The organism is Bombilactobacillus sp. ESL1187 (assembly GCF_058107155.1).
The window spans coordinates 1-17,702 of record NZ_JBYLTZ010000002.1 but is presented as its reverse complement, the minus strand read 5'-3'; the positions used below and the strand labels follow the sequence as shown (position 1 = coordinate 17,702).

General features: G+C 36.9%; 16 protein-coding genes. 1 reads left to right on the top strand and 15 read right to left on the bottom strand.

What is annotated here, in order from left to right:
- Nucleotide 1 precedes the first annotated feature (1 nt).
- From AC3B5B_RS08210 to AC3B5B_RS08140, 15 genes are all read right to left on the bottom strand, one after another.
- A complete protein-coding gene (locus tag AC3B5B_RS08210) occupies nucleotides 2–2,302 on the bottom strand; it encodes a hypothetical protein (RefSeq protein WP_489769875.1) in 2,301 nt (766 codons plus the stop codon).
- 122 nt (nucleotides 2,303–2,424) lie between these two features.
- The gene (locus AC3B5B_RS08205; protein ID WP_489769874.1) at nucleotides 2,425–2,748 is read right to left on the bottom strand and encodes a hypothetical protein; all 324 of its coding nucleotides are present in this window, start codon (nucleotides 2,746–2,748) and stop codon (nucleotides 2,425–2,427) included.
- Nucleotides 2,749–2,781: 33 nt separating this feature from the next.
- Nucleotides 2,782–2,997 carry a hypothetical protein gene (locus AC3B5B_RS08200; RefSeq protein ID WP_489769873.1) on the bottom strand — a complete coding sequence of 72 codons (216 nt, stop codon included), beginning with the start codon at nucleotides 2,995–2,997 and terminating at the stop codon, nucleotides 2,782–2,784.
- Nucleotides 2,998–3,085: 88 nt separating this feature from the next.
- Entirely contained in the window at nucleotides 3,086–3,415 is a 330-nt protein-coding gene (locus AC3B5B_RS08195; protein ID WP_489769872.1) for a type II toxin-antitoxin system PemK/MazF family toxin, read from the bottom strand.
- A gap of 2 nt (nucleotides 3,416–3,417) precedes the next feature.
- The gene (locus tag AC3B5B_RS08190; protein WP_489758066.1) at nucleotides 3,418–3,681 is read right to left on the bottom strand and encodes an AbrB/MazE/SpoVT family DNA-binding domain-containing protein; all 264 of its coding nucleotides are present in this window, start codon (nucleotides 3,679–3,681) and stop codon (nucleotides 3,418–3,420) included.
- 164 nt (nucleotides 3,682–3,845) lie between these two features.
- Nucleotides 3,846–9,266 carry a VaFE repeat-containing surface-anchored protein gene (locus AC3B5B_RS08185; RefSeq protein ID WP_489769871.1) on the bottom strand — a complete coding sequence of 1,807 codons (5,421 nt, stop codon included), beginning with the start codon at nucleotides 9,264–9,266 and terminating at the stop codon, nucleotides 3,846–3,848.
- A gap of 85 nt (nucleotides 9,267–9,351) precedes the next feature.
- Nucleotides 9,352–10,278: a CAP domain-containing protein gene (locus AC3B5B_RS08180; protein ID WP_489769870.1), complete on the bottom strand. Its 927-nt coding sequence runs from the start codon at nucleotides 10,276–10,278 to the stop codon at nucleotides 9,352–9,354.
- A 500-nt stretch (nucleotides 10,279–10,778) separates the two neighbouring features.
- Complete coding sequence (locus AC3B5B_RS08175) at nucleotides 10,779–10,949, bottom strand: hypothetical protein (RefSeq protein WP_489769869.1); 171 nt, start codon at nucleotides 10,947–10,949, stop codon at nucleotides 10,779–10,781.
- A 654-nt stretch (nucleotides 10,950–11,603) separates the two neighbouring features.
- The gene (locus AC3B5B_RS08170; RefSeq protein ID WP_489769868.1) at nucleotides 11,604–12,149 is read right to left on the bottom strand and encodes a DUF5052 family protein; all 546 of its coding nucleotides are present in this window, start codon (nucleotides 12,147–12,149) and stop codon (nucleotides 11,604–11,606) included.
- 90 nt (nucleotides 12,150–12,239) lie between these two features.
- Complete coding sequence (locus AC3B5B_RS08165; RefSeq protein WP_489769867.1) at nucleotides 12,240–12,671, bottom strand: hypothetical protein; 432 nt, start codon at nucleotides 12,669–12,671, stop codon at nucleotides 12,240–12,242.
- A 60-nt stretch (nucleotides 12,672–12,731) separates the two neighbouring features.
- Nucleotides 12,732–13,181, bottom strand: coding sequence for a hypothetical protein (locus tag AC3B5B_RS08160; protein ID WP_489769866.1), 450 nt, complete (start codon nucleotides 13,179–13,181; stop codon nucleotides 12,732–12,734).
- Between the two features lie 9 nt (nucleotides 13,182–13,190).
- The gene (locus AC3B5B_RS08155) at nucleotides 13,191–13,328 is read right to left on the bottom strand and encodes a hypothetical protein (RefSeq protein WP_489769865.1); all 138 of its coding nucleotides are present in this window, start codon (nucleotides 13,326–13,328) and stop codon (nucleotides 13,191–13,193) included.
- A gap of 29 nt (nucleotides 13,329–13,357) precedes the next feature.
- On the bottom strand, nucleotides 13,358–14,206 hold the full coding sequence (locus tag AC3B5B_RS08150; protein ID WP_489769864.1) for a hypothetical protein: 849 nt from the start codon (nucleotides 14,204–14,206) through the stop codon (nucleotides 13,358–13,360).
- Between the two features lie 110 nt (nucleotides 14,207–14,316).
- On the bottom strand, nucleotides 14,317–15,111 hold the full coding sequence (locus tag AC3B5B_RS08145; RefSeq protein WP_489769863.1) for a class A sortase: 795 nt from the start codon (nucleotides 15,109–15,111) through the stop codon (nucleotides 14,317–14,319).
- A 498-nt stretch (nucleotides 15,112–15,609) separates the two neighbouring features.
- On the bottom strand, nucleotides 15,610–15,978 hold the full coding sequence (locus tag AC3B5B_RS08140) for a hypothetical protein (RefSeq protein ID WP_489769862.1): 369 nt from the start codon (nucleotides 15,976–15,978) through the stop codon (nucleotides 15,610–15,612).
- Between the two features lie 1,558 nt (nucleotides 15,979–17,536).
- Between AC3B5B_RS08140 and AC3B5B_RS08135 the strand changes: the two genes are divergently transcribed.
- The coding region (locus tag AC3B5B_RS08135; protein ID WP_489769905.1) for a ParA family protein at nucleotides 17,537–17,702 on the top strand (166 nt) is incomplete at its 3' end.

Sequence of the window (17,702 nt, the reverse complement as noted above, 5' to 3'; positions counted from 1 at the left end):
ATTATTTACCAGGACTTAAGAATTTCTTCTGATCTTGGTTCATTAGTGATTTTTCAAAGTCAGTCAATTGACTAGCCGACTTTTGTAATTCGGATTGATCATTTTTTAAAATTGCATGGTTGTATTTTCCTAAAGCCACATCATATTTAGAATTTAACAATTCTAAGTTGGCCGTATCCTTATTTAAATACAAACGTTCAGCAATTTTATCCAGAGAGTTTAAATCATTGTACTCATCCATCGCTTTTTGATAATCTTTTTGTGCTAATAAATCATCTAAGCTAGCTTTTTTAGGTTTCACAGTTGCAGCCTTAGAGACAGGAGTTGTTGGTTTTTGTTTCACTTTATAAAGTTGAGAACTTAACTGGCTATTAATAGCACTTAATTGGCTGATCTTAGCATTTTCATGGTGATACAAGCCAAATCCACCTAATAAGACTAAACAAGCACCAGCGGCCGTTAAACCACTCCACAAGCCTTTCTTAGAATTACTACTACGTTGATTAGTATCTGAAACAATCGGGGCCTGCGGATCAGTGACCTGGGAAGTTGGAGCTGGGGCCGCCAAGGGTGGTTCTGGGGTTAATTGACGATCCATTAACTTGCCGTATTTTTCAAATAGTTGGTCATATAGCTTCAATACATGAGCTTCACTTTCACTATGCCCTTGGTCTGTAACAACTTGTGTCGGCTGCTTAGAAGTCTGTTGGTGAGCTTTGGCTTGGGCCTTAGCTATTTCTACTTGACTATCTAATTGTTTATTTTTGTAATCCCACTCTTGTTGTTGCTTTTGATTAGCTAAATCCAATTCACGTTGTTTTAGAGCATTGGTTTCAAAACGTTGTTCGTTTTGATCTAGGTTAACCTGAATTTCAGTCCGAACAGTAGAAATCTTTTTCAGATATTCTGCTGTCAGCTCAGCATTATTAGCTTGAAATTCTTTACATAATTTATTTTTTTGAATATTCAACTTTTGATTAACGTCAAATTGAATACTCTTTTGTAACGGAACAATTTGTTCGGACCGATACTGCTTAGCCTTACTTTGCATATCATCACGTAAGGATTGATCGCCTAATTCATAATCTTTTTGTGCCTGATCAAGCTTAACTTGGGCTTCATCCGCTAATTTGGCAACAGCAGCATCTTGATCAACCTTCAATTGTTTTTTAATATCAGCTATTAACTTTTTATTAGTAGTAGCAATTTCTTTATTTGCTGCAATGTAATTGGGTTGAAGAACTTCTTTATTAAAGACGTCAACTATTTGTGACACCTGTTTTTCAACCAAATCCTCAATTAAATCTGGTGCTGCATTTTGATGATAATAAATAGTTAATTGTTCTTTTAAATCAGCTAATAACTGCGTTTGCTTAATATTAAAATCGGTCTGCCACTGTGTTAAATCAGTTTGTCTAGAACGAATTAATCCACTAATAAAATCAAATTTAGCCAAAGCAACTGTATTATCTGGCTTAATATCTTCCCTAGACTCTGGTAATCCATAATCAGCTAAAATATCTTTTTTCGATAATTGCAAACTAGCTTGATTAGCAGTCAAATCATTCAAATATTGATCTAAACTAATTATTCGTTCGTCTGGTTTAGGCTCTTCTGAAATTTTTTCTGGTGAGTCACCAGAATTAGTAGGTTCTGGGTTAACATTTTCCATCTGATCCATAGAGGTAGATAATACTTCTGGCTGTTCATCAGGTTCTGATTGAGCAGCAGTTGTTGTTGAGTCTGACTCAACCTCTGCTTCAGCATTTAAATCGTTCCCAGCGAGGGCTTCATCGTCGTCATCAAGATTAAAAGCGTCTGAATCTTCTTGAAAATCACTAAAAGGATCGTCAGTAGAATCCTCCGCCTCCGGTTCAGCAGCTGGCTGCTCTTTCTCCGCAAATGAACTTTCATACGGTGGTTCGTCATCTTGATCCGAATTAATTTCATTGGCAATTTGCGAAGGTATCTCTAAATCAGCTGGGTCAGGATTATCATCGTTAGAAATATCAATCGCTAACTTATCTGGTAACAAATTCTTTTGGCCAGCATCTTCTGCCTTAATTCCAATTTCAAAATCTAAACTAGTAATTTCGCCACTGCGACTGTCGTCGCTTTGGTTTAAAGTAAAAGCTATTTGTGTAGTTTCTACACCATTTTCTTTTAAATAGTTAGCCATCGCTTCAAAAATTTTTTCCAACTCAACCATCGAAACAGTGGCTTTTCGAAACCTTTTCCGAATTGGTATATTTAAAGCTTTTCTGATCTTTTTATCAACTTTTGTGACATAGCCTGTATACATACAATTTGACCTCCATCTTTTTATTCTTGCGTCACCGCAAGTAAAAACGTGCCGACTTTTCACAGTCGACACGTTGACTAAGATTAATTACAGAAGAATTAATCATTCTAAAATAGTTAAAACTAGAAACCGCCACCGACGGCATTTTGAACCCAAGAAATAACCGCCATGGTTAAACCAATACCACCAACAGCGACACACGCCCACATTAAAACGGTCTTGGACATTTGATTCATTCTTGAACCAAACTGTAAACCGATAAAACCAACCACCAAAGCAACAGCGGCTAACGCGATGCCTAAAGTTGACAGGTTTTGTTTTAATGAATTCGCAGCATTAGTTAAGTTACCGAACACGTCACCTAATTTTTGAATTGCTTCTGGATCCATTTGGGCAATTAATTGAGTCATTAATTTCATAAAATAATTTTGAATAGCTAAAGACACAGGATTACCTCTTTCTCTTTAAATTTAGTAAGATTAATTGAGTAATTGACTTTTAATTTCCGCTTCAATGAGTCGTTGCGAATAATATTGGTCAATTACTGCTAACAATTCATGATCCGTTGTTGGATCAATCAAAGCCGCCAGTGCCTGCTGGCGGTTTTTAATTTTAAATTCTTTTTTTGAAATCCCCCTTTCAGTCAAGACCTTTTCTAACAACAATTCTTGAGTTGATTTCTTCTTAGAGCTCATGGTTCACCTCCTTTCGTTTTCCTTTTTTCTGGAAAACAAAAAAAAGCGCCACAGATTTCTCTGTGACGCACAAGTGGAACATATTAAATTACTCAGATTGTTTTATGAACTCAAACAATCTAATAACATCTGAATCAGTCAATTTACCAATTGGTTGATTTTTAAAAACTTTCGAAGGTGGAAGTCTAAATATCTTATGAGTATCAACATATGATTGCTTATTTAATCCTGCACCTTTCCAATCCATTATTCTGTAATAAAATTTCTTCTTGAAATAGGAGGATTGAACATATTGAGAAGTAATTTTAAAAACACCAATTTTTTGAGCAGTTATTTTTACTACTAAGGCAGGACGAATTTTTTCTCCGTCCGTATCTTCATAAGGAACATTAGCAATATAAATATCCATTGGTTCCATAGTTAGCCATTAACCATCCAATCATGAAACTCTGGAGATTTTTTAGGATCATAGTTTCCGTTCTCGTCAAATTCAACATCTTCTACTGGTATATCCTTTATCAGATTAGACCAGTCTAAAGCTGTTGGTAACTTTTTTACAATAACCCGATCCCCTTTGACTTCAAAAGATATTTTGCTACCTTTTTCTAATCCTAACTGCTTACGCACCGGAGCAGGTATTACGACTTGTCCCTTGCTAGACAAAATACTGGTTAATTGTGACATATGCCTATCCTCCTAATTTATCGGATTAACTATTTCTTACTTCTTACATCTTACATTAAGAATTTAGTTTTATCAATCTAACAAATAAAGAATATTATTACTCAATAAAAAGCACTAAAGATTTCTCTGTGACGCGCAAGTGGAACATATTGTATTCATGACATTTACTTAAACCAAGAAACCATCTTCTGGTGTACTTTATAAACTAATCCATAGAACCAATTGTATAAATGATTGCTACTTAATTTAGAACTACCACCAGTTTGTGCAAAGCCAGAACTAGTGTCTGAACCATTGCCGGTTGGTAACGGTGTAACTGATCTTGGTAAGTCGGAATCATCGGAATTCGGCGTAGTACTGGAAGAAGGAGTATCCGTATCTGAGTCTGAAGAAGAACCTTTGGAATCGGAAGAATTGGAGTCTGGTTTTACGGAATTACTATCGTTTTTGCTGTCACTACCGTCTTTACCATCCTTGCCATCTTTACCGTCCTGACCATTTTGACCATTTGCGGCATTAGCACCATCTTTGCCGTCCTTACCGTCCTTACTACCTTTATCGGTATTCGTTCCAGCATTGGAGCCACTATTAGATCCGCTATTGGAGCCATCGTTATTGATAGTAATTGTAGTGTTACCACCAGTTACATTACCGTTGGTTGCAGTATTGGTATTGTCACCGTTAGTTTGGCTCTGGTGCTGCTTTTGCTTGTTTTTATTTTTATTAGTGGTTGAACTAGGATTGGAGTTTGCACTCGAATTAGCATTAGAGTTGGAATTAGCGTTACCGTTGATATTCGTTGAACCACCATGTCCATGGCCGCTATGACCATTGGTACCATGTGTGACAGTTACTGTTTGATCAGCATCCGAATAATCCTTGTGCTCCGCAATAATATTGCTATTCTTACCCGTGGTTTCTAATGTTTCAAAAGCCGTCATTTGCGTCTTAGACGTTTTTGCGTTGTTTAAATCGCTTAGATCAATGTCATAGGCACTCGTATCATTGCTAGAATCGGCATTATTTGTTCCTAAGTCCGAACCAGTAACACTGTTGTAACCACCATTAGTGGTTTGATCACCACTAGTATTTGACGGTTTGTTAGAGTAATCGGGATCTTTAGCATTCTCACCTTTACCAGTTGAGCCATGATTGGTTTGATCGCCGTCAGTCGCATTAGTATTGTTATCAATCGCTTCGGACGTATCTTCTACCACTGAACTGTTAGCTGTCATGCCGTTTTGATCCAACATTGTTGTTAGATAACGAGCAGCCGGCGCGTCATCTTGTGGGTTAAAGTAAACACTCACCTTGCCATCAGAATTAGCCGGAATGAAGGTTTTACGGCCATACAAATATTGATTATTAATCAAAAACGGACGCTTAACACCAGTATCCATTTCTGCGGCATTCAAGACCACTTGTTCATCAGGGGCTAAATCAGTGTAACTAACTGTATCTTTTAACGGTACTTTAGTATTTTGACCATCTAGCACCAAATCTTTTTGATTATCGATCGTTTGCATAGTGTGAATCTTAGGATTAGTAACCCGCACTGTTTGGTTCAAGTTATTGACGTCAATTTCCGAAGTAATTGGTTCTTGCACATTATTACCTTCTACAGGATTGGCTTCCGAATTAACCAAATCTTCAACCATAACCATTTTTTGACCGCGTAAAGAACTAGTATCAATCAAATACTTATCAGCGTTCAAATTAGGCTTAGAGTCGTCAATTCGTGGATCTTGTGGTTGGATCTGATTATCCTTAACTCGCTGTTTAGCCTTTGTGCTGCCGGACAAATCCACGTCGTATTTTTGCGTGTCATCGGTCGGCTGATTAGCATTAGTACCAGAATTTTGATCCAAGGAATCCTGAGCAGACTTTTGTTTTTCCTTAACCTTGGCCACCAAATTATTAAAGGCAGAAACGATCTCGTCTTTATCAGTAGCGGTCATTGGCTTTTTGGCTTTCGCAACCACGTCATCTAAACTGGAAGTTTCTAAACCGTAATAATCAGCGGCTGCCGAAATATCTTTAACCGCGCGTTGAATATCACTATCACTAGAATTTTTAGAAATAGACGTTTGTAAAATAATCTTATTTCCCGTTCCAGAAGCGCCCTGGGCCTTTTTAATGGCTGCTGCCACACTCTTATACTCATCTAGCAAATAATGCTTGTCAGAGCTTGAGAATGGCGTTTGGGACTTATTTAGATAATCATTAAGCTTGGTTGTATCTACACCATAACGTTTAGCCAAAGCATTAACTTTCTTAATACCGTCTTTAATATCGGCGTCATTGTCGTTTTTAGTGATTTTGACGGACAACTTAAAGTTTCCTTGACCATTAGTTTGATCGCCGGCTACTTGTTCTTGTGACGTTTGATTAGGCTTAGTTTCCGGTTTAGCAGCTGGTTTATTGGGATTAACTTTATCCTTATTCTTCGAAGCGTCAACTGACTCTTTAGTAGCTGTTACCTTCTGCAATGGCACCGTTGTTTCGCCTTTCGCAGCGGCCGGATAGAAACGTTTCTTACCCATTAAGTTATAAACCTTCGAACCATCTTTACCTGTACGCAAAGCAATATTCACGCCCGTTTGCGGATCAACGGCCACGGCGTCCAAATCTAATTCATGTCCCGGAGCAACGCCCTCGTAACTTACCTTATCCGCCAAATGGCTCTTGGTTTGAGGATTGCTAGTGTGGTGGTCATTTAACAAAGCTTCAGTGTGAATTTTCGGATTAGTAACTTCAATGGTTTGCCCCTGATCGTTCACGTCCGCATGAGAAGCCAGTGGTTTGTCCGGCAATTCCCACAGATCTTCAAAGACCACGGTCTTTTGGCCGGCTAACTTACGAGTGTTGATTTGATAAGGTTGCTTTTGATCAGACCCGCCGGCAGCAGCACCAGCTTTAACAGGATCAGCCTTAATATCCTCAACTTTTTGGGCTTTCAAGGAGTTCAACTTTTGGCGAGTAGCTGCATCGGCAATCTTAATATCACCATTAGAATCAGCTTTGGGAGCATTAACCATTTCCAGTGGTACTTCAGTGACAAAGCTATCCGACTTTGGTGTCACCGTCGTTTTGCCCATTAAAACATAGGTTTGCTTCTTCTCCTTCAGCTGCACTGCATTGGACTTGGAATCACTTAAAACAGCTCCCAATTCTAACGGTTGATTAGGGGCGACGTCGGTTACAGTTGCGGTATCAACTACAGTACCCGTTTTAGTAGGATTACTAATCGTATCACTGTCAATGGAAGCTTTCGTCTTAACCTGTGGGGTCGTAACCCGAACTGTTTCGGAAGCGTCAGTAATATCTTCTTGATACCCCAACTTATCATCGTCTTCGTCAGCCGGTGTGACATTGTAGTACACTGTCAATTTTTTACCTTGTTGATCCACGGTTGAGAATTCAGGAAAATCAGTTGAAATTTGTTTTGTTGGACCGTCAGCTGTAAACGTCTTTTCAACGGTTACTGGCTTATTCGTGGTGGGATCTTTATATTCCACGGGATTACCTTGATCGTCTGTGGTCATTTCCTTTAAGTGAACAGTGTATTTATGCCCCTTTACTAAGTCGGTAATATTGGCCCAATCGTTGATTTTAGTCTTGGAGTACGGGTTAGTAACCTTGTTGCCGGTTGGCACTTTATCCTTACCAGCCGAACTAGCATTAGCCGTGGCCACCGTACTAATCTTCGGGCTTAACACGTGTAATGTTTGGTTAACGTTGTTGGTAGTATCCTCAGTCGCTAACTCTTCACCGTCATGGGTTGACACTTGATCATTGGCCACCCGGTAAATATTTGCTTTCGCGTAAATATTGTCGCCTTGTAAACCGTGCAAATCAACTTGCGAATACTTCAAAGTGGCTTTAAAGTATCCCCGGTCATGACCCTTATTTGGATCTGCTTTTTTAGCGGTGAATGTTTGGGACGCTTGGGCCACCGAACCGTCTTTGAGCTTCAAAGGTTGGCCAGTAGAACGATCGTACAGGGTGTCAACTATTTTGTAGGAATGGCCATCGTCCAAGTTGTCAGCCAAAATTTCATCTTGTAAATCCTCGTATTTTGCGTCAACTAAGCGTGAACCCTTAGTATCATCGCTATCAACTTCAGTTGCATAGGATTGCAAGATTGGTTGATCCTTAATTTCCGTATTTTGGACGTTAACCGTTGGAAATTGAGCGTTAACGATCTCATCGTCGGTTAATTCAACATGTTGGTCCTGTAAATTCAAATCATGATCTGGATCAGTGTTTGCTTCGCGGATAATATAGTGACCGTGTGGCACCTTTTTAAACACCAAATTTCCGGAGTCGTCCGTGACACCTTGTTGCACGATGGAATTGTCGTCCTCGTTAATCAAATTGAAGCGAATACCTTTTAAAGCTTCCTGACCCTCTCCTTGCTTGTGCAAATGAATCTCACCCAAAGTTGGATTAACACCATACTCTTTCCAAGGAGTATTTAACTGTTTCAGTTTTGAATTCCCTGTATTTTGAACAAGGGTGTTCTGCACGTCGCCGCTATTAACGTAGCCGTTGGCACGCAACCAGCCATCGGTTTGCGTGGAAATTTGAACTTTAAAGTTAACATCAGACGTTTGAGCGGGAATGGTGACCGTGTAATCTTCACCCACATCGCAGCGATCTCCTTCTTTAACTTGGCGATCACCTTGCTTCACTACCATGCCAGCGGGTCCAGAAATCTTCGCAAACTTAGCGTTAACAGCTTTGTAACCGTCTGAAATACTAGTGTGGAAAGTAAAGGTCGTATTTCCTTGCGGATCAACCACACCTTTTCCGTCACCATCGGTATTAGAAGATACTGTCCAATAGCCATCACTATCATTTCCGCCAGTACCATCTCCATCAGTCGAACTACTGGAATGTTCAGGTACTCCAGGAGTTACACCGGATGCTATTAAATGTGGTTCAGACTGGGTTCGCGTATCTACCGAAGCATTCTGCTTGATCTCTTGTGCTGCCATTTTAACCCGTTGCCGTTCCGAAAGCAGGGATGGCTTTCCTAAGCCCAAAGTGCTGCCATCGGTGTAATCCACGTCGTCTAAATTAAATCCGCCGTTCCAACCAACGTTCTGATCCCAAACTACTTCCTGGGTTGCAGCTAACGCTTCATCTAAGTTGTCCAGCCCCAACTGTTGCGTTGATTTCATTGGAAATCCATTTAAAAGCACATGATACATATTATCGCCAGTATCCTGCTTTTCAGTTGAATACGTTGACGCATCCGGAGTTACCTTGTTGTAATTAAGGCACCAAGCAAGGTAGCCGTCGGCATTAAATTCCGTATGCACCAAGGGTTCGCCGTGCATGGAACCATAGACTGGAAATTCTGACATTGGGATACTGACGCCATAGTGATTAAAGCTTGCCGGCAACTCATCTAAATTATCCTTAGTTACACCTGGAACGTTGTAAGGATTTGAATCTGAATCGTCAGCTTTCACAGTAGTCAAAGGAGCCGCAGCGCTGGCCATGGTTCCCAAAACCACCACCGAAAGTGAAAACATAGTCGCTAAGCGACTGCGGCGCCGATTTTTAGCTTTTTTCATCAAAACACCTCATTTTTTAAATTTTGGGTACAAAAAAACAGAGCTAGCTAAGCTAGTTCTGCTTTAAAAGAAAAATTGTTTTTAATTAATATTTTGGCCAAACGTAGTCATTTTCTGTCTTGTCATAGTGACTAGGTTTTTCTGGGCCCGTGTAGTAAGAATTAATGAAGTCATTTAATTGGTTAATTTGATCATTAGTCATGGCTGACAAGTCAGGATCTGGCATATAGAAAGTCTGCGTTTCAATAATATCGTAACCATCGGAATAAGGTGCTTTGTATTTGACAACGCCCGTTCCAACTTGGGTAAATAATGGATTTAACATATTTAACCGGTGACCATTAGCTGAATTACTATTTACTTCATGATACCAGCCGATAACAGCATTAACAGCGTCAGTTTGAGCATTTCCAGTAGAAGGATCTTCTCCTAAATTTTCGCCCGCATAAGCATCTGGATGTACATTATTATATGCACCATCGTGATTCAATACATTTCCATTTTTATGCAAATTCTCAGCACGCATTTGTGCAAAATTGTCTAATTCTGGATTATCAGCCAATGGATTTAAGCCATTCATTACACGCAGACGATTTACTTCATTAAAAATACTCTTACTAATTGCCTGTTCATCCAAATGAATTTGACCATCTGATTCAGTCACATTTGCGTTTGGAGTATCATTGTCTTGATCAGTTAAATGAAGATTTTGGGGATTAAAATTAGTAGTTGAACCATCAGAACGTAGCCATTCCTTCCCAGACACTTGGAAGTAGAAAAAGCCTTTAACTTTCTTCACTTTTCCCACACGCCAATCAGAGTTAGGAAAAACCACACGTGCTTCAATCACATTACAGTTATTATCGTACAAAGGCGTATATGGAGTGGTCCGCGCCGTAGCGACCTTGTAATTATATTTTGCAGCATCTACATGATTAGAATTCGCTAAAGTAGCTCCCCCAGCTGCCAAACCTAAACTAAAAATCAAAGTTAACATTTTTCTCAACTTCATTTAAAAATCCTCTCCCCGTTTCTAAAACTTAATTTCTTTCTAATTAAATTTTAGCAGGAAAGAGCTTCAAATCCTAGTCATATCAACCAATTAATTAAATTTCTTGTGCAAAACTGGAGGCGCCCTAATGGCTCGAAATGAGGTTTTCCACAGAATTAAACTATTCATTTAAATTCCTCCTTTAAACTAAAAAAATCCAGCCTCAAATTTTCTAAAGTTGCTAAAAATTTGAAACTGGATCAATATTTGACGTTTTTCTATTGCTAAAACTGAACAAAAAGGTGTTTTACATCCAGATCAGTTTTTCTATTGCTAAAACCTTAAGGGTACAAAAACTATTCCAATTAATATTTGCTACATACTTTCGTTTTTCTACTGCTAAATCCTTAAGGGTACAAAAACATTATAGCATGTGTTATCATAATATTGAAAAAGGGACTGGTGTTAGAGCACCAATCCCTTAGCGATCCGCTTTAAAGGCGGTGACTAAATTATAGAGCTTATTTAATCGTCCTATAACTTGCCAAAGTTAGAGTAGGACGGTTTTTTATTACTTTTTGTTGTTCATGATTGTGGCAACTAATGTGCCAAAAGCAATCATTAACATTAATACCTTGTAGGTATTCAAGTAAGACTGTATATCCTTTCTGTTGATTCTTCCGTATTCTCATACGCAAGCACCTCCTTGAGAACAAACAGTCACCGCCCATAAAACTTATCGCATTAATTATTTTAGCATATCTCTCCCAACTCTTTTCCTTTAAACTAAAAAATCCAGCCTCAAATTTTCTAAAGTTGTTAAAAATTTGAAGCTGGATTTTTATTTGACGTTTTTCTACTGCTAAATCCTTAAGAGTACAAAAACCAAAAGCCAAGACAGAAGCCCAAACAGTGGGTTTTTCTATTGCTAAATCCTTAAGGGTACAAAAATATTATAGCATGTGTTATCATTGATATTGAAAAAGGGACTGGTGTTAGAGCACCAATCCCTTAGGTAAAGTTGCCAAGGTGGCAACCATTCACTTTTAAATTAAAGCTTAATAATCGCTAGCCTTGCGTGGCTAAGGCGATTATTTTTTTGTCTTGTTTTTCAACTTGACAAATTCTACAACCGTACGCACTCCATTAACAAAACTGTTAACAAAGTAAGCAATGGCTAGTAGTTTCAATCGGCTAATCCTTTCCTTAGAATCTGGTTTTACAGTTGTTACACCATAAACACCACCTCATTTCTGGAATAGCCGCCGCCTTAGCATTTACTTTACCTGAAAACATTTTAACATATCATTAGCCTTTAAATGCTTCTATTAAGATATGTTATCCTCCTATTTTTTCAGCAATTTAGTATTAACAATTTGGAAATCAGCTTTGTGAATGTATAACTGTTTACCGTCGATCATTATTTTGGTCATCTTAGGCGAGTCACCGTCATTAAGCAAGTCACTTTCTGTACTCCATCTAATATTTTGCCATCCAATATTTTTTCCCTGAAAAGCCTCAATATAGTTACCATTCTGTGACCGGATTACAACTGCTCTTGGTTTTTCAACAGAGAAATTTTTAACTGGCTTCAATTTTTTATCTGCAAAAATAATGGTTTCGTCCGAGCTTTCAATTTTCTTACCGTCAATAGTAATAGTTAAAATAGAAGATGGTTTGTAGACTCTACTTTCGCCAGAATCATGACTCGTTAAGTTGATCTTATTACCAGAAGCAGAAGTTTTCATTGTTTCTTCACCATTAGCAGTATAAGAAGTCACATTATAGACATTATCGCCTGTATTCCCAATTAAGTCTTCATTCAAAGAACAACCAGTTAAGGTTGCTATTGCAGAGACAAATAAAAACAAAAGAAAATTTTTATGTTTCATCTTTTTCACTTCCCATATATAAAAATCCAGCCTCAAATTTTCTAAAGTTGCTAAAAATTTGAAGTTGGATTTTTATTTGACGTTTTTCTACTAATAAATCCTTAAGAGTACAATTAACATCTTTATAATGACTCCCAAAAATAAAACAGCTAATCCTAAACACAACATTAACCAATGCCAAAATTCATCTTTGATGCAAGTAGCACTTAAAAATAATGTTAAACACGCTCCCAGACAAATGGTATCTATGATTACCACAAAATTGCCAACCATAAGTGCATGAATATATTTGTAAATTAAAGGTCCATAGTTAATACTACAAATTAATTTAATAAGTAATTTAATGCCAAATACCAAACCCAAAACTAATAAAGAAACACTGAAAATCAAAAAAATCCCAATAATAATTTTGGCTAAGTATTTGCTAACTACCGATACCCTATTACTTTTTTCCTCTTCTTGACGAGTTTTTAAATTAAACTGTTGCAAAGTAGAAAGTTTCTGTTTCTTCTTATCTGTCATAACCCTCAAACCCCTTCTTTAAAATTAATACTTAGTCATAGTGAAATAATTTATTTGATTTTAAAAACTTCGGATGAAAGCTAAGGGGATGCAAATAGAAATTTCTGACAAGAGTTGAAGTAATATCGTATTCATATTCGCTATGGGCGCTAGACACACCAGCAAAACCGGAAAAATACTGTACAAAGAAACAAATAAACGAAAATATAGAAAAACCTTAGAATCTAAAAATAATGAACATATAACAGAATCAACAAACAAGAAAATTTGAATCACAGTTAGTAATTTAATATTTTTAATTAAAAAAATCGTTGCTGGACGTTCTAAACGTTTTAAAAAAGAACCTAATTTAACAAATTCGTTAGATAAATGACTAACTAAACGTATTAAAAAATGTATTAAACTAGGAAATACAAGATATAAAGCAACTACCAATGTTGGTAAAACAACAAGTAAAAATATCAAAAATAAAATGTGCTTTTTATCTGATTTAAACACCTTATCATCCACCTTAGCCTCCTAATTCAAATAAGTAATCGGCTGACCAGTTTGATTGCTGCAAACAACTACTCCACCAAACCTTTTAGCAAATTCTCGCCAATAGTTAGGATTTGATTTAAAATCACTTTCTAAAATTTTTTGTTTTTCCTTTTTCATAATTCAAATCCCCCTCACAAAATCAGAAACTAACTAATGAAAAGCACTAAGGCTGTAGCTGCAAATGTAATTAAAACAGAGAAAAGCACAATAAACGTTATATAAAAGTCATAACTACTAAAATACGACAAGTGTTTGGCATGCTTTAAAAAATTGAACATGATTTGATACACGTACTTATTAACTACTTTTTTATGATCAGGTGCCACTTTGAGCTTTTGATTAATTTTATTTAGTTGAGAATTTGATGGTCCAAGCTTCTTCTTGTCAGTTTTTACATAAAGCTTTTGATTATGCTTGTTGTAAATTATTAGCAAGTGTGCGTTCCAAGCCTTATCCTTAGAAAAAAGCTTTTTAAATTCTTTTTTTAAGGGAACTTTATTGTTGTTCTTACTTATAACTTCAAAAGCAGCACTGTCACCATCGGAACTGTGTCCTTTGCTAAGCAATTTCAATAATTTTTTATTAGCAACAGCCTTAACTGCTTTTTGCTGCTTATTTAACTTCACATGCTTTTGATTACCACTGCCACTGTCATTGTCATTATTATCTGCAAATAATAAATACCAAAGCATGTAATTATAGGCAGGGTTAGTAGCACTTTGAATATTGGCTGCTTGATTAACTTGAGAACTAGAAGGTGTTGACTCTTCTTCGTCTTCTTCAATTGGTGTCGAACCAGAACTAGGTGTCCTTGAACTCGAATTACTGGAACTTGGAGTTTCCTCTTCCTCACTAGCACTATTGGTTGAAGTTGCTGACTCTGATTCAATAGGCTCACTAACGCTTGTGGTTGCTTTTACATCGCTAACACCTAAAGTAAATAGTCCCGACAAGATTGAACATATTAATACTGTCTTCAAAGACCATTTTTTCATTATTTATTACCTTTCATTTAACTTAAAAATAATTTGAAAAAACAAGTAACTATATCACCCCTAATGATCCCAATAGGGCTATTAGAGAAACAAATATCAGCAAAACATAACTAATTCAAAGAAAGTTTAAATAACTTACTATTAGAATTATCGGTTAATTTAAATGGTTTTGACTTTACCAGTTCACTAATAACGACAATTCTTTGATCTGGATGTAAAACACCTTTTTGTTCATAACAAGTACTCATAGTCAACAATGGCTTATTTCCCTGCTGCTTTAAAACTTGAGCAGCTGTGGGGTTGCGAACATCTTTAATTTGCCGACTAATCACGCGATATTGATAGACTCGATGCGCTGATAAAGCATAAATTGGCGTACCTTTTCGAATCCTGACATATTTCAAATCAATATCGCCTTTAGGAGCAACGTATTTTTGCAAATTAGACAAAAACCAATCGTGAGCATAACTAAGTTGCATATAATTGTGCCCCTCAACTGCAAAATTACCAGAACCTAAACGCTCATTAGGATAAGCTGTGCCTAACCCCCAACTCAAAACATAAGGCGTAACCCCTTCAAAAACGGGCACGTCAATCTTATATTTAGGAATTGATAACTCGGTCCGCAAAGTTAAACCAGTTTTCTTCTTACGCTGTTGCAACAAGCCGTTGAAATCCGGTTGTTGTGTCTGCGCATCGTATTTAAACTGACCCTTAACTTGATCATGAATTTTGGACCGATAAACTAAGTTTTTTTGATCAACCACAGCTAAATTAGCTTTGTGCCCTGGTGATCCTAACCAAAATGCCAATATCACAAAAACAAAAAACAAACTAAAAACAAGCACATACGCCTTAATCGACCTTTGTTTAGGTGTATCCACTTTGATTTGACGTTTTTTCAAATCATCTCCCCCTTTTATGTAAAAAGAGCGTACTATCCCCACAGAATTTTTATTCTTATTTTTTGATTTATTATCAATTAATAACTTTTTAGTAATAAATGGAACTTCTTTGTTAGTACAGAAAGCAATTTTTTAAGTTAATCCAGAATTGATTGTTCTTTCAGCCAGCTCACCAACGCTACACTGATCAAACCAATTACTTAAAATCAACTGACTCACTTTTGGACTGCGTCTTGGACCACTTCTATACAAATGAGCATAGACAGGACTTTTTGGACAGTTACGTTTCAATCCAAGCTAATTGGCAGTTAGCCCGATTGCCTAGTTAATAGTCCCCAACCAATGATAATTTACCGCAACATCGTATGGTTTCTTCACCCTCTCCCCGCCTGACCACGGTTACCAAACGGATCTTAGATTGTTTGTATTCAATTTTCAAAGAACAATTAGAGATTAGGCCTTAAAGAACCGCCAGCCGCTTCAAATTAGCTAAAATGATTAGCAAAATTCAAAACGAATTCTTCTCAGCTCATAATCATCTGGATTGAACAAAGGATCAGACTTAACTAATGCAACATCAAGGGGCTTAGACGGATCCAAAAACTTTAAACGTTTAGCAATTAAATGGTGGTGAGAATCCATAACAGTATGCGCTCTTTGATAAACCTCTCGTGAATTAATCAAATAACGCGAATCCTTAGAACAAACAAACATCCCATTGCCCATATTGACCCATACTTGACCACTGAAGAACAATTTAACCGAATGCGACTCATTCAAAAGATCTTTGTATAAAAAGTCTTCACCATAAACTAACAATCGCTTACGTTTACCATAACTATTTGAATAATCAAAAGCCTGTCGCACTAGCTCCCCTCCAGTCCCAATTCAACCCATAACCAGAATCGAAATTCAAAACTTTAACAAACAAAAAAAGGAGCACCTGCATTGTACAGGTACTCCACTCAATTTAGCTTAATTAATTAAATAGATTAACGAAGTTCTTTAGACGTTAACGCTATCTATGCTAAAATATCCAAGTGAACTAACCCATTACAGCTACTTGCAATAGCTATAAAAAGGGAGTTCTCTCGGAGAGTAAAAATAGCCGAACAACGGGAATTGTTCGAGTTATGACTTGCTAAAATAAGGCATTATTTTAGCAAACCACTCTCTTTTTTATTTGCATGTAAAAGTTCAATCAACAATTTCAGAAACTTAATCATTTCTGAAAAAATCTCATAAACATCAAGTTCTAGTTACAAAATCAGAATACCTTATGCCAAAAAATTAATCAAGCGTAAATTTAAAAAAAAAATAAAAAAATAAAAGGCTTACATAATAAAAAACTAACTAAAATCCAAATATAAATTTAAAACGAACAATCCATATTCACAAACTATGTAATTCACTATTAGATATTCTTAATTTTCAAAAACTAAAAATCCTTAAATAACATATATCTTATTTATTTCCTAAAAGCCCTTGACTAAAGGGTTTAGACCTGCTTAGCTTAGAGATGGTTGAGGGTTTCTGAGAGCAGATTTGTACCCTAGATTTTTGTCCAGAGTACAAAATCAACCTACTTAGCTCGTCGACGTATCGGGAGCCTCGATTGTCACTCATTTGTTGGCTTCATGCCAATCAATACTTAACGGAAACTGTGTTTCCAAACCACAAAAAAAACGCCCTTTGCGGCGTCTATTATCTTATTTTTTATTGTTCAATAATAAACTCATACTGATACCGCTCACTGGTTGCCCAGCAAGCCGTTTTACCTGTTCCATCGTTGGAACTTATCCCACGCTATTAGTAAGTGGTCTCTTTCAATCATCGAGTGATTAGCCCACGGGCTAGCGCTGGCCCAACCCTAGTTAGGAGTGATCCAACTAGGACTGCTTAAATTTTCTTTTTGAAATAGCGGGTAAGCGACCTGCTTGTCTACTTGTTTCCTCACACCGTCAAATTAACACTTCAAGATCATGTCCTGTTAACTCACTTAGTAAGTCTCTTAACGCGGCTTGTCTCCCGCATTTTTTTAATCAATCGCATTGACAACTCTAAGAATGAGCTATACAATAGAATCACAGTTTGATGAAAAGTGTGATTGTCCTAATTGGTGTTAGGGCGATTTTTTTTGCTATTAAGACTTAGGAGGCTCGCATGAGAGCACTGAGTCTTTTTTTGTATCCAATGGTGTTTGCCTAGCCACTAAAGATCTAGGCTAAGATACAAAAGTAATGTTTGACACAAATAGAATATATAATTTTAAACAGTCACATGTCAATGAAAATCTTGCCAAATGAGAAACTCATACATTTAACATTTCACATTTACCATTATACATTATGTGAAATGTATTTAACATATAACATTTAACACTTTGTAAGGAATTGTGTTATATTAGTCAAAAGGAGGATTTACTATGACCGCTAAAGTGTTATCTTTTCTAAATTTCAAGGGTGGTGTTGGTAAAACTAGCACTACTGCACTAACCAGTTATAACCTAGCAAAAATGGGATACAAAACTTTGACAATTGATTTTGACCCACAAGCTAACTTGACTTCACTTTTCTTAAAGACCAAAAGTA

Excerpts from the sequence above, each read along its gene's own strand:
- AC3B5B_RS08155 (WP_489769865.1), bottom strand. The coding sequence starts at position 13,328 with ATGAAAAAGGAAAAACAAAAAATTTTAGAAAGTGATTTTAAATCAAAT.
- AC3B5B_RS08180 (WP_489769870.1), bottom strand. The coding sequence starts at position 10,278 with ATGAAGTTGAGAAAAATGTTAACTTTGATTTTTAGTTTAGGTTTGGCA.
- AC3B5B_RS08165 (WP_489769867.1), bottom strand. The coding sequence starts at position 12,671 with ATGACAGATAAGAAGAAACAGAAACTTTCTACTTTGCAACAGTTTAAT.
- AC3B5B_RS08210 (WP_489769875.1), bottom strand. The coding sequence starts at position 2,302 with ATGTATACAGGCTATGTCACAAAAGTTGATAAAAAGATCAGAAAAGCT.
- AC3B5B_RS08190 (WP_489758066.1), bottom strand. The coding sequence starts at position 3,681 with ATGTCACAATTAACCAGTATTTTGTCTAGCAAGGGACAAGTCGTAATA.
- AC3B5B_RS08195 (WP_489769872.1), bottom strand. The coding sequence starts at position 3,415 with ATGGAACCAATGGATATTTATATTGCTAATGTTCCTTATGAAGATACG.
- AC3B5B_RS08150 (WP_489769864.1), bottom strand. The coding sequence starts at position 14,206 with ATGAAAAAATGGTCTTTGAAGACAGTATTAATATGTTCAATCTTGTCG.
- AC3B5B_RS08200 (WP_489769873.1), bottom strand. The coding sequence starts at position 2,997 with ATGAGCTCTAAGAAGAAATCAACTCAAGAATTGTTGTTAGAAAAGGTC.
- AC3B5B_RS08170 (WP_489769868.1), bottom strand. The coding sequence starts at position 12,149 with ATGAAACATAAAAATTTTCTTTTGTTTTTATTTGTCTCTGCAATAGCA.
- AC3B5B_RS08175 (WP_489769869.1), bottom strand. The coding sequence starts at position 10,949 with ATGAGAATACGGAAGAATCAACAGAAAGGATATACAGTCTTACTTGAA.
- AC3B5B_RS08185 (WP_489769871.1), bottom strand. The coding sequence starts at position 9,266 with ATGAAAAAAGCTAAAAATCGGCGCCGCAGTCGCTTAGCGACTATGTTT.